11 protein-coding genes are annotated in these 11,819 nt (G+C 66.8%); 8 read left to right on the top strand and 3 right to left on the bottom strand.

What is annotated here, in order from left to right:
* Positions 1–540: 540 nt before the first annotated feature.
* The 4 genes from ABLE92_RS12670 to ABLE92_RS12655 are packed head-to-tail and all read left to right on the top strand — an operon-like array spanning position 541 to position 3,069.
* The gene (locus tag ABLE92_RS12670) at positions 541–1,458 is read left to right on the top strand and encodes a hypothetical protein (RefSeq protein ID WP_348805116.1); all 918 of its coding nucleotides are present in this window, start codon (positions 541–543) and stop codon (positions 1,456–1,458) included.
* Positions 1,445–1,903, top strand: a complete 459-nt coding sequence (locus ABLE92_RS12665; RefSeq protein WP_348805115.1) for a hypothetical protein — start codon at positions 1,445–1,447, stop codon at positions 1,901–1,903. The genes ABLE92_RS12670 and ABLE92_RS12665 overlap by 14 nt, the downstream gene beginning before the upstream one ends.
* Entirely contained in the window at positions 1,900–2,520 is a 621-nt protein-coding gene (gene mce1N / locus ABLE92_RS12660; protein WP_348805114.1) for a transport-regulating membrane protein Mce1N, read from the top strand. The genes ABLE92_RS12665 and mce1N overlap by 4 nt, the downstream gene beginning before the upstream one ends.
* Positions 2,521–2,523: 3 nt before the next feature.
* On the top strand, positions 2,524–3,069 hold the full coding sequence (locus ABLE92_RS12655) for a DUF6328 family protein (RefSeq protein ID WP_348805113.1): 546 nt from the start codon (positions 2,524–2,526) through the stop codon (positions 3,067–3,069).
* 4 nt (positions 3,070–3,073) lie between these two features.
* Here the strand turns inward: ABLE92_RS12655 and ABLE92_RS12650 are convergent, their stop codons facing one another.
* Both ABLE92_RS12650 and ABLE92_RS12645 read right to left on the bottom strand, forming a co-directional pair.
* The gene (locus ABLE92_RS12650) at positions 3,074–5,122 is read right to left on the bottom strand and encodes an acyl-CoA dehydrogenase family protein (RefSeq protein ID WP_348805112.1); all 2,049 of its coding nucleotides are present in this window, start codon (positions 5,120–5,122) and stop codon (positions 3,074–3,076) included.
* A 97-nt stretch (positions 5,123–5,219) separates the two neighbouring features.
* The gene (locus tag ABLE92_RS12645; protein ID WP_348805111.1) at positions 5,220–6,086 is read right to left on the bottom strand and encodes a helix-turn-helix transcriptional regulator; all 867 of its coding nucleotides are present in this window, start codon (positions 6,084–6,086) and stop codon (positions 5,220–5,222) included.
* A gap of 135 nt (positions 6,087–6,221) precedes the next feature.
* Here ABLE92_RS12645 and ABLE92_RS12640 point away from each other — a divergent pair, with 135 nt between their 5' ends.
* Positions 6,222–7,910, top strand: a complete 1,689-nt coding sequence (locus tag ABLE92_RS12640; RefSeq protein WP_425476100.1) for an AMP-binding protein — start codon at positions 6,222–6,224, stop codon at positions 7,908–7,910.
* A gap of 5 nt (positions 7,911–7,915) precedes the next feature.
* Here ABLE92_RS12640 and ABLE92_RS12635 read toward each other — a convergent pair whose 3' ends face one another.
* Positions 7,916–8,401: a hypothetical protein gene (locus ABLE92_RS12635; protein ID WP_348805110.1), complete on the bottom strand. Its 486-nt coding sequence runs from the start codon at positions 8,399–8,401 to the stop codon at positions 7,916–7,918.
* Between the two features lie 235 nt (positions 8,402–8,636).
* Here ABLE92_RS12635 and ABLE92_RS12630 point away from each other — a divergent pair, with 235 nt between their 5' ends.
* From ABLE92_RS12630 to ABLE92_RS12620, 3 genes are all read left to right on the top strand, one after another.
* A complete protein-coding gene (locus tag ABLE92_RS12630) occupies positions 8,637–9,377 on the top strand; it encodes a TetR/AcrR family transcriptional regulator (protein WP_348805109.1) in 741 nt (246 codons plus the stop codon).
* Between the two features lie 96 nt (positions 9,378–9,473).
* The gene (locus tag ABLE92_RS12625; protein ID WP_348805108.1) at positions 9,474–10,637 is read left to right on the top strand and encodes an acyl-CoA dehydrogenase; all 1,164 of its coding nucleotides are present in this window, start codon (positions 9,474–9,476) and stop codon (positions 10,635–10,637) included.
* Between the two features lie 256 nt (positions 10,638–10,893).
* The gene (locus tag ABLE92_RS12620; RefSeq protein WP_348805107.1) at positions 10,894–11,787 is read left to right on the top strand and encodes an endonuclease domain-containing protein; all 894 of its coding nucleotides are present in this window, start codon (positions 10,894–10,896) and stop codon (positions 11,785–11,787) included.
* The last annotated feature ends 32 nt before the right edge of the window (positions 11,788–11,819 follow it).

Raw genomic sequence — 11,819 nt, 5'->3', positions numbered from 1 at the left:
CTCCAGATACTCCCGGACATAGGCTGTGATCTCAGCGATCGTGTAACCAGCACTAATACTCATGTTGTGAACCTCCTCCTCGGAAGTGACTCACACCCAGATTGGCATACAACGGACAGCGCTTTGCTACGCACTGACAGCGCTTTCGTTTTCGCTGACGGCGCTCTGGTACGCACTGACAGCGCTCTGGCGTTCGCTGACAGCGCTTTGGTACGCACTGACAGCGCTTTCGCGGTCACTGACGGCGCTCGCTTCGACGTTGACAGCGCTTTCGCTTTCGCTGACGGCGCTTTGGTACGCACTGCAGCGCTCTGCGGTCGGATCTGTCCCTGATTTCAGTATCGGATGAGCGCTGTCAACGTTGGTGAGAGCGCTGTCAACGTCGACGAGAGCGCTGTCAACGATGACGAGAGCGCTGTCAGCGGTGACGAGGGCGCTGTCAGTGGTGACGAGAGCGCTGTCAACGTGGGGGCGAGCGCTGTCAACGATGACGAGGGCGCTGTCAGTGGTGACTCCCGCGCGTTCATTACCCTGGAAGGCATGTCTTCATCCACCGACCCGGGCGGCAGCTCCGGCCCGGGCAGCGACGATCGGCAGGGTGGAAAACCCAAGATCGTCGAGTCGATCGTCATCGCGTCCGAACTGTGGATCGTGGTGCTGCTCGGACACATCATCACCACGATCGCCACCTACGGCCAGACGCGGGACGCCTACGTCGATTTCGCCAGGTCCAGCTACGGCGAGGGCACCGAGGAGTACAACCTCGTGACGTCGTCGGGTCTGGTGATCACCACCATCGTGATCACGCTGATCGTCGAGATCGCGGTGGCGGTCACTCTCCTCATCCTGACCCGCAAGGGCTACAACTGGGCGCGATTCCTGCTCGGTGCGTTGAGCCTGTTCCTGGTGATCACCACGTTCTTCTCGCTCTTCGGCGACGTCCACCCGACGTGGGCGATGGTGCCCAACGTGATCGGCGGTGTCGCCGCACTCGGCGCGGTGGTGTTGCTCTTGCGCCGCGAATCCGACACCTACTGCAAGAAGATGGCGCAGTGGCGTCGCGCACCGCGCGTCCCGGCGGCGCCGCCCTATCCGCCCATTCCCGGCCAGGGCCACCCGCAGGCGGGCGCTTACCCGCCGCCCGGGGCGTATCCCCAGCCCGGGGCGTATCCCCAGCCCGGCGCATACCCGCAATCCGGTCCGTACCCGCCGCCCTACGGCTACGCCCCACCCGGCTATCCGCCGCCGAACGGCTACCCAAGCGCCGGGTACCCGCCGTACCCCGGTCAGCAGCCGCCGACCCCGAGTTCCCCGGAGCAGCAGCCTTCCGCCGCAGACGACCCACGGAACGAGCGCGCGGGTGCTTCACTCAGTAAGGAGTCACCCGGCGCCACGTCGTCCGACGCCAACCCATCCGTCGACCAGACCGAAGGAGATCAGTCCCGTGACCAAACCTGATCCCGCCCAGCGCCCGAACATCGTGGTCTGGGCCTACCGCTGCTGGCTGGTTGCGGGCGGGCTGTTGGCTGCGCTCGGTGTGGCCTACATCCTTCTCGGCATCTTCGTGACAGTCGAAACGCTGATCCCGGTTGGCATCGGCGTTCTGGTGGCGGCCGTCGGCGTCGCCTACATCCTGCTGGGTTCCAAGACCTACACCGGCGATGAACGGTGGCGCTCCTCGCTGGCGGCGCTCACGTTGGTCGTGGTCATCATGCTGCTGGTCCTGAGCTTCCTGGCGCCGCTCCTCGCGGTGGCGCTGCTCGTCGCGATCATCGCCCTGTTCGGATCCCTGCTCGCCTACCGGCCGGAGGCCGACACCTGGTTCACCGGCAAAGAACCGGCCACCACCGCGCCCGCGAAGAAGGGCGCACAGCTCAAGAAGCGGGGGAAGAAGACCCGGTGACCGCAGACCGGTCGCAGGAGCCCGACGAGCCGGGTGACCCGGACGACGCCGACTCCCCAGACGACGCCGACACCGCGGAAGACACGGATTCCCCGGAAGACGCCTTCATACCCACCCCGATCCCCGACAACCCCGGCGAGGTCCTGTTCTACGAGCCCGGCGGCAGCTGGTGGGTGGTGGCCGTCGGTCCCGTCCTCATCGCGGCGGTCCTCGGTATGGAGATCGCCGGACCGGGGCAGGTGCACTGGCTGGTCATCGGCATCTTCGGCCTGATCGTCGTCGGATTCTCCGTCATCCAGGTCGTCGCGGCCCGCAAGCACGTGACCGTCGAGCTCACCGAGACGACACTGCAGCAGGGCACCAAGATTCTCGCCCTGGCCGATATCGATGAGATCCACCCCGCCAACAACGGTTCCGAACACCAGAAGTGGGAAAGCGCCCCCGCGCTCGGCGAGTTGCACGGCGTCCCCCGACGACGGACCGGTGTGGGCGTCACCCTCGCCGACGGCAGCCTCGCTCAGGCGTGGGCGCGCGACGTGGAACGCTTCCGCAACGAACTCACCGAGGCGCACCTCGCGGTCAAGCTCGGCTTGCCGCCGCGCGGGACGGACTCGTAGGGGGTGCATCCGGAGCCTCCGGCGAACGACCGGTCCGACGACGGATTGGCCGATTCCGACTGGAATCGCACGCAACGCTCGGAGACCGGCACCCAACGACTCGACCGCAACTGGTCATCGCTGCTGCAGGAACTGCGGGTGGCACAGACCGGTGTTCAGGTGCTCACCGCGTTCCTGCTGACCCTGCCGTTCCAGTCCCGATTCGACGTCCTCGACCACGGCATGCGGATCTTCTACCTCGCGGTCGTGGCGTGCGCGGTCGGCTCCACCGTCCTGCTCGTCACGCCGGTGGCGTTGCACCGGGCACTGTTCCGCAGGCATCGACTGCCCACACTTGTCCCGTGGGCTCATCGGATCGCCTACGTCGGCCTGCTCTTCCTGGGTGTCGCACTCAGCGGCAGCATGGTCGTGGTGTTCGACGCGACCGTCGGTCGGGTTCCGGCGCTGGTGGCGGGTGGGTGCACCCTCGCGGTGTTCGCGGCGTTCTGGCTGGTTCTTCCGTTCGTGCTGCGCCGGGGTTCCGAACGCGGCTCCGAGCGATCGAGGTGACCCGTCACCCGTTCTCGATCATCGGCGCCACCATCAACTGCTCCGGAATCCCGAAGGCGTCCACCAGGACCCCGGCGTACGGCCGCAGTTCGAGGCACAGTTCGTTGACGCCGCGCCGGATCGCCTTGGCCCGCTCCACCGACACGTGCCGGTGCATCAGGAACCACGACAGATCCTCCTCGAGCGCCGAGTAGACGAACAGGTCGCAGACCTTGCCCAGCAGTTCCGCGGTCGCCTTGGAGTCGCAGTCGTTGATGGCCTCGATGAACGACTCCAGCACCACCCGTTCGGTATGTGCCCGACCGACTTTCAGCAGATGATCCTGCGCATTGTTGAACACCTCGAAGGCGTCGTTGTCGTCACCTATCGCGCGCCGCAGACGCTGCGCGCAGGTCCGCACCAGATGATCCTCACGGTTGCGGAACAGGCGGATCTGGGTGCCGCGGTTGGTCAGATTCGACTTCTCCGGATCCTCGTCGGAACTCTCCAGCAGGGTCTGCACCACCTGCCGGGCCGCGGTCTTCTCGACGACGACGTCGCGCGCCATGCCGGCGATGAACCGCACCCAGCCGCCCGCCGAAAGGCCTTGCACGTCATCGGCATACGCCGACAGCAATTCCTTGGCGACCAACTGGGTCAGGACGGTGTTGTCGCCCTCGAAGGTGGTGAACACGTCGATGTCGCCACGGATGATCGAGATCTGGTTCTCGTCGAGATAGCCTGCACCGCCGCATGCTTCGCGACTGACGTTGATGGCATGGGAGGCGTGCCAGGTGGCGTACGCCTTCAAACCGGCTGCGGCGCTTTCGAGTTCACGTTGCCGCCCGGCGTCGGAATCATCCGGTGCGGCCGACTGCACCTCATGCAGTTCGGCGGTCAGCTCGTTCTGCGTGCACGCGATCGCATACGACTTCGCGATGAGCGGCAACAACTTCCGCTGATGCCCGAGATAGTCCAGGACGGTGATCTCCGAGTCGCTGTCCGGGGCCTCGAACTGCTTGCGTACCAGGCCATAACGGGTGGCCAGCGCCAGCGCCTTACGGCCCGCCGCACCCGCCGTCGCGGCCACCGACACCCGGCCGCGGATCAGGGTGCCGAGCATGGTGAAGAAGCGCCGGTTGGAGTTCTCGATGGGGGAGCGGTAGGTGCCGTCGGTGTCCACGTCGGCATAGCGGTTGAGCAGGTTCTCCGCCGGGATGCGCACGTCGTCGAAGGTGATGCGCCCGTTGTCGACGCCCGCGAGGCCACCCTTGTATCCGCAATCACTGGTGGTGACGCCGGGCAGGTCGTTGCCGTCGGCGTCGCGGATGGGCACCACAAAGCAGTGCACCCCATGGCTTTCCGGCTCTTCCCCGGGTCCGGCGGTGATCAGCTGGGCGAACACCGCCGCCACCGTCGCATGCTGGGCGGCGCCGCCGATGTAGTCCTTGCGCGACGACGGCGTGGGCGAGGTCACCACGAATTCCTGCGTCTGCGGGTCGTAGGTCGCGGTGGTCTCCAGGGCCTGCACATTGGAGCCGTGGCCGGTCTCGGTCATCGCGAAGCAGCCCAGCAGATCCAGTGAGATGATGTCGGCGACGTAGCGGTCGTGATGTCGTGCGGTACCGAGGTTTTCGACGGCACCGCCGAAAAGTCCCCACTGCACACCGGATTTCACCATCAACGACAGGTCGGCGTAGCCGAGCATCTCGATCGCGGTGATCGACGCTCCGATGTCGCCGGTGCCGCCGTGGTCGGTGGCGAAACCCGCGCCGGCGAAGCCGTGCGACGCCAGTTCCCGCATCTCACCGAGAATCCGCTCACGTGCCTCGTCGAGCGTCAGCGACGGATCGGGCAGCAGATCGGAGCGGTCGGACAGCTCGCGCACCATGTCCCGGGTCGCGGCCCAGCGGCCGTCGAGTGTGCGGCGCAAACCCTCGACCAGCAGATCGCGGGTGGCGTCGTTGATGGCGTCGTCGTCGTGCGGTGACGGCACGTCCCCCGCGGCGACCGTCGTGGTGGTGCTGGTGGTGTCGTCGGGATTGGCGGTCGGCGATTGCGTGGGTGTGGACATTCCTCCACGGTACGTATCCGGACTCCGTGGCTTGCCGGTTTCGATGGATCGTGGCGTCGCGCTGCGGCGCGGACACGGGGCAACACCGGGGGCGACGCTACGGCAGCAACCCCATCCGACGCGCCGTCACGACCGCTTCGCGCCGATTGTGCACCTCGAGCTTGCCCATCAGGTTGCGGACGTAACTCTTGATGGTCTCCGGCCGCAACGACAGCCGCTCGGCGATCTCGGCGTTGGCGCATCCCAACGCGAGGTGGGCGAGCACATCGCGTTCGCGTGGCGAGAGCGTCACCGCGCACGTCGGCCGCGAACCCAGGCCCCGCAACCGCTCCTCGACGTCGCGCAACCGGCCGGCCAGCGCCTCATCGGTCGTCGTCGCGGCGATCTCCCGCAACGCGACATAGCTCTCCACGATGGCGTCGGCGACCGTGGCGGGGACCTGCGGTTCGGCCGGTTCGACCCGATTCAGCTGCGCCACACGACGATCCACCTCGTCACGTACCTCGATCTCGTGAGCGAGTTGCCGCGCGGTGCCGACCATCCGGGCGATCACCCGATCGCCGATGCGTTCGGGACTGCGCAGGGCGCCGTACAGCACCGCCCGCGTCCTGCCGTCGACCACCGCCGGTGCGGCGATCAACGACTCGATGCCCTCCCCGGACACCTCACGGTCGTAATCGTGGGTGATCTCGGTGGAGGTGAAGTAGTCCGATACCGCGCCGGCGCGTCGTTCGGCGATGGTCCGCCCACCCAGGCCGCAGTCGGCCGAGATCAGCAGGTCCCGCAGGATGACGCTGCGCGTACCGACGAACCCCGACAGCACCGCCCCGCGGTCGTCGACGACGCCGCCGAAGAGCACCGGCAGGACGGTGGCGCGGCCCGCGGCACGCAGTGACGCGCGCACGGCGTCGGCGTCGTCGGGTCGGCGGGTGTCGATCGTCCCGGATCTGATCGCTGCGGCCATGTGGTCACCTCCTGCGGGCAAAACCACCCACTTCCGGGGGTGGTGCAACCTCCAGTGTGATCCATACCGTGGAAGGCGACAAAACGTCGCGGGCATCACCGACCCGCCGCACCGCGACCCGACCAGGAGAAACCGATGTCCGTGCCGGATGTGACCGCCCCACCCACCACCGACCTCGACGCCGAGTTCGGCCGCATCGACAGTGGCACCGCCAACCGTTCCGAGATGACACCCCTGCGGTTCCTGGAACGTTCGGCCCAGGTGTTCCCCGACCGCACCGCCGTCATCTACGGACAGCGCAGCGCCACCTACGGCGAGTTCGCCGACGAGGTGGCGCGACTGGCCCGCATCCTGGCCGACCGGATCGAGCCGGGGGAGCGGATCGCCTACCTCACCCCGAACGTCCCCGAGATGCTGGTCGCGCACTACGCGGTGCCGCTGGCCGGCGGGGTGCTCGTCGCCCTGAACTCCCGGCTGGCCGGACCCGAGCTGGTCTACATCCTCAACCACGCCGGCGTCACGACGCTGTTCTTCGACGCGGAGTTCCGGCACACGGTGTCGCTGATCGTCGATCAGGTGCCGGAGCTGACCACCACCGTCGAGATCGTCGACACCGAATTCGGCACCGTCCCCGGTGATGTCGCGGCATCCGGAATCCCGGGACTCGAGTCCTACCCCGACTTCCTGACGCGCGCAGACGATCTCGATCCGACGCCGATCCCGTGGACCGTCGACGACGAGAACACCGTCATCACCATCAACTACACCTCCGGTACCACCGGAAAACCCAAGGGCGTCATGTACACCCACCGCGGGGCGTATCTGAACTCCTTCGGTGAGACCTTCCACAACGAGTTCACCGGCCACAGCCGCTACCTCTGGACGTTGCCGATGTTCCACTGCAACGGCTGGTGCACCCCGTGGGCGGTCACCCAGGCATCGGCCACCCACGTCTGCCTGCGTGCGGTGCGGGCCGACGCGGTGTGGGATGCGATCGACGATCTCGGCGTCACCCACATGTGCGGTGCGCCAACGGTATGCACCACGATCGCCGGATCGCCGCGCGCCCATCGGCTGGACCGGCCGCTGCACATCACCACCGCCGGAGCGCCGCCGAGTCCGACGGTCATCGGTCAACTCGAGGCGCTCGGCATCACCGTCGTCCATGTCTACGGACTCACCGAAGTGTATGGGCCGTATACGATTTGCGAGTACCAGGACGCCTGGGACGATCTCGCACCGGCCGAGCGTGCCACCAAGTTGTCGCGGCAGGGAGTCGGCATGGTGCAGGCCGAGGACGCGCGCGTGGTGGCGCAGGGCACCCTGCCGCTGACCGACGTGCCCGCCGACGGCGAGACGATGGGCGAGATCGTGCTCCGCGGCAACAACGTGATGGCCGGATACTTCAAGGATCCCGACGCCACCCGAGAAGCCTTCGCGGGCGGCTGGTTTCACACCGGCGATCTCGGCGTGATGCACCCCGACGGCTACATCCAGCTGCGCGACCGGGCCAAGGACATCATCATCTCCGGCGGTGAGAACATCTCCACCATCGAGGTGGAGCAGGTCCTCGTCAGTCACGACGCGGTGCTCGACGTCGCGGTTGTCGGTGTGCCCGACGAGAAGTGGGGGGAACGGCCCCGCGCCTACGTGCTGCTGAAACCGGGTGCGACGCTGGCCACCGACGATCTCATCGCCTATGCCAAGACCCTGCTCGCCGGGTACAAGGTGCCCCGCGACATCGTCATCGCCGACGACCTGCCACGCACCTCCACCGGGAAGGTGCTCAAGTTCGAGCTGCGCAAGGATGCTTCGGGAAGCTGAGAGGCTCAGCGCGACAACAGTGTTGCCGCGATCGTCGGCGGCACCATCTCCATCGGGATGAGCAACGAGATCGATTGGGTGGTCCGGACCGCCAGCATGTCACGGCGAGCGGCCACGGTCGCGACGCTGGTCATGTCGACGGTGGTGGTGATTCCGCCGGCCATGAACATGATGTGGGCGGGTCCGAATTCGGCCATCAGCGCGGTGTCCCTGGGCGCGAAGCGCTTCCAGGTGGTCAGCGTCTGCAGGTAGGGAAGCGCCACGTTGGTGACGCCGAGACAGATGAGCGTGATTCCGATGACGATGATCGGGAAGGCGGCCGGCAGGGAGTTCGTCGTCTCGCCAACCAGTACGCCACTCACCACTGTGGCGACACCGACCACCAACGGAACGCCGAACTGTATCGCCGCGAGCACGGGATTGCCGAAGGCCACCGCGCGGGCCGCCCGAGAGGCCAGATTCGCGTCGGCGGTCGAGGTGGTGCGGATCATCGTCGGAGGCGCGGTGGTCGGCGAAGGGCGATCGCTCAATGAGGTGTGCGGTCGGTGACCCTGTGCGTGGGTAGCGCCGGTGACTTCAGGACCGCTCACGGTGCCGACTCCTGCTGACGGTGGGTGATGTGCGCCCTCGATCTGATCATCTCCGGGGTGCGGAGGCACCGCGCGCCGCCGTGATTCATTCGGCCGCCCTACCGCAGCGGCGTTCGGTGAGCCACACTGTGATGCCATGGCACCGAGTGACACGACCGGCGAGCCGGACGATCTGCGCACCCTGGTGGTCGCCGAGTCGATCCGGCTGTTCAGCGAGAACGGGTACGAGTCGACCACCGTCGACCAGATCGCCGCGGCCGCCGGGGTGTCGCGCCGCACCCTGTTCCGGCAGTTCCGCTCCAAAGAGGACATGATCTTCGCCGACCACGAGGCGTTGCTCGCGCAGGTGACCGAACGACTGTCGGCCGAAGAGTTCGCACCGGATGAGGCACTCGATGCCGGCGACCCGTGGACCGTGGTGTGCGCGGCCGCCGAGATCGTCTTCACCCACTTCCTCGCGACGCGCGACCTCGCGGTCCGCCGGCTGCACGTGGTCTCACGGGTTCCGGCACTGCGGGACCGCGAACTCGTCACCACCTACCGCTACCAGCGGGTTTTCGAGGAGTACCTGCGGCGCGTGGTTCCCGGTGGGTCGGCGGTTCACATCGTGGCGTTCGCCTCCGCGGTGACCGCGGTGCACAACTACCTGCTGAGGTCGATGATCCGCGGGGACACGGATGCGACCCTGCAGCGGTTGCGTGCCGAGCTGGCCGAGGTGCGCACGGCACTCGGTGCCGACCACCGGGCGCGCGATGCGGCCGGATCCGCCGACGATGCGATCGCGGTGGTGACCTATCCCGCCGACGCCGACCCGGACGTCGTCGCCGAGCAGGTTCGTCGACAACTGCGTGCCGTTGGCCGCAAGCAGGGACAATAGAAGAGACCGTTCATTGACATGGCACTGCGTGCCATGATGAACTGTACCGAAGCGACATCACTGGCACGCAGTGCCCGACATGGCCGGAGGATCGACATGGGTTTTGGTAATCCCGAGTTCAACGTTTTCGAGCTCCCCGAGGAGCACATCGCCCTGCGTGAGGCGATTCGCGCGCTGTCGGAAAAGGAGATCGAGCCCTACGCCGCCGTCGTCGACGAAGAAGCGCGGTTCCCGCAGGAGGCCCTCGACGCGCTCGTCGCCTCCGGATTCAACGCCATCCACGTTCCCGAGGAGTACGACGGTCAGGGCGCCGACTCGGTGGCCGCGTGCATCGTGATCGAAGAGGTCGCCCGCGTGTGCGCGTCGTCGTCGCTGATCCCCGCCGTCAACAAGCTCGGCACCATGGGCCTGATCCTCAACGGCTCCGACGAGCTCAAGAAGCAGGTGCTGCCGTCCATCGCCTCCGGCGAGGCGATGGCCTCCTACGCACTGTCCGAACGTGAGGCCGGCTCCGACGCCGCGGGCATGAAGACCCGCGCCCGCAAGGACGGCAGCAACTGGGTGCTCAACGGCTCCAAGTGCTGGATCACCAACGGCGGCAAGTCATCCTGGTACACCGTCATGGCCGTGACCGATCCGGAGAAGAAGGCCAACGGCATCTCCGCATTCATGGTGCACAAGGACGATCCCGGCTTCACCGTCGGCCCGCTGGAGAAGAAGCTCGGCATCAAGGGCAGCCCCACCGCCGAACTCTACTTCGAGGACTGCACGATCCCCGAGGACCGCATCATCGGCGATGAGGGCACCGGCTTCAAGACCGCCCTGCAGACCCTCGACCACACCCGGCCGACCATCGGCGCGCAGGCCGTCGGCATCGCGCAGGGCGCGCTCGACAAGGCCATCGCATATGTCAAGGAGCGCAAGCAGTTCGGCAAGCCGATCTCGAGCTTCCAGGGTGTCGAGTTCATGATCGCCGACATGGCGATGAAGGTCGAGGCCGCCCGCCTGATGGTCTACACCTCCGCCGCCCGCGCCGAGCGCGGTGAGAAGAACCTCGGCTTCATCTCGTCGGCGTCGAAGTGCTTCGCCTCCGACGTCGCCATGGAGGTCACCACCGATGCCGTGCAGCTCTTCGGCGGCGCCGGCTACACCCGCGACTTCCCGGTCGAGCGCATGATGCGCGACGCGAAGATCACGCAGATCTACGAGGGCACCAACCAGATTCAGCGCGTCGTCATGAGCCGCGCGCTGCTGCGCTGACGCTGCGCGCGTACCCTGACGCTCCCTGACGCCCAACGGCGCCCACCCGCCTCCGTCGAGTGGGCGCCGTTTCGCGTCGAGTGTGCGCCGTTTCGCGTCGAGTGGGCGCTGTTTCGCGTCGAGTGTGCGCCGTCTCGCGTCGAGTGTGCGTCGTTCGACGTCGAGCGGGCTCGCCGTACGACCGCTGACGTACCTGGCTCGGCGGAATCTGACCCAACGGTGGAACCGAATCGCCGCGCGCTGCGTCCAACCCGGCATGACAATCGAAGATTCCACCTCCCCGCCATCGCTGATCACTCGTCAGGACGCCATGTCCGTCGTCGGAATGTCCGCGGAACGTTTCGCCGCCGAGTTCCGTCGCGTGCGTGGCGGCGCGCACATCAGTCGAGCGGAGCTGATGACCGCTCGCGAACGCGTGGTCGCGATCGCATCCCAGGCGCAGGGCAATCCGGTCGTTGCCGGGCAGGCGGCAATGGTGATGCACGGCGCGAAGTGGTTCGACGCCGGCTTCGACGTCGTTCTCATCCGCGGCATCACCGCGTCCGGTCGCCCTGCTCTCGGGACGACCACGTGGCGACTGGACCTACCGGCAGAACACGTCGTCACGATCGACGGAATCGCGGTCACCTCACCGATCCGTACCGCCTTCGACGTGGGACGGATCCAGCCGCGAATGCGGGCGATCGGACACCTGGATACGCTCGCCGCCGCCACCGGTTTCGACCTCGATGAGCTCGCGGAATACGCCAAATCCCAGAAGCGAACTCGTCATGTGCGACAGGTGAGGGGGTTGGCCCCACTCGTCAATCGCCTCCACGAATCGCCCCGCGAGAGTTCGACGGGGCTGTTCATGCACGACTGTGGATTGCCGACGCCGGTGGCTCAGTTCGAGGTGTTCAACGAGTACGGAATCCTGGTCGCGCGCCATGACTGGGCGTACCCCGACCTGAAGATCGCGATCGAGTACGACGGCGAGGACTATCATTCGTCGCCGGAGCAGCAGGCGAGTGATGCGGCGCGAGATGCCGAATCAAACCGGCTGCAGTGGAAGGTGATCCGCGCCAACAACAAGCGGATGACCAGCGACCCCATGGGTCTCATCGCCGAGATCGCCGAGGCGATACATCAGCGCGGCGGCTACTACAGCTGATACCCACTCGACGAGAAAGGGCGCCCACTCGA

It is taken from the genome of Gordonia oleivorans (assembly GCF_040044975.1).
GTDB classification, from domain to species: Bacteria; Actinomycetota; Actinomycetes; order Mycobacteriales; family Mycobacteriaceae; genus Gordonia; species Gordonia oleivorans.
Note: the sequence above shows the minus strand (reverse complement) of the source record. Positions and strands in the feature narration are given on the sequence as shown.

Excerpts from the sequence above, each read along its gene's own strand:
- ABLE92_RS12625 (WP_348805108.1), top strand. The coding sequence starts at position 9,474 with ATGGGTTTTGGTAATCCCGAGTTCAACGTTTTCGAGCTCCCCGAGGAG.
- ABLE92_RS12640 (WP_425476100.1), top strand. The coding sequence starts at position 6,222 with ATGTCCGTGCCGGATGTGACCGCCCCACCCACCACCGACCTCGACGCC.
- ABLE92_RS12630 (WP_348805109.1), top strand. The coding sequence starts at position 8,637 with ATGGCACCGAGTGACACGACCGGCGAGCCGGACGATCTGCGCACCCTG.
- ABLE92_RS12645 (WP_348805111.1), bottom strand. The coding sequence starts at position 6,086 with ATGGCCGCAGCGATCAGATCCGGGACGATCGACACCCGCCGACCCGAC.
- ABLE92_RS12635 (WP_348805110.1), bottom strand. The coding sequence starts at position 8,401 with ATGATCCGCACCACCTCGACCGCCGACGCGAATCTGGCCTCTCGGGCG.
- ABLE92_RS12670 (WP_348805116.1), top strand. The coding sequence starts at position 541 with ATGTCTTCATCCACCGACCCGGGCGGCAGCTCCGGCCCGGGCAGCGAC.
- ABLE92_RS12620 (WP_348805107.1), top strand. The coding sequence starts at position 10,894 with ATGACAATCGAAGATTCCACCTCCCCGCCATCGCTGATCACTCGTCAG.
- ABLE92_RS12650 (WP_348805112.1), bottom strand. The coding sequence starts at position 5,122 with ATGTCCACACCCACGCAATCGCCGACCGCCAATCCCGACGACACCACC.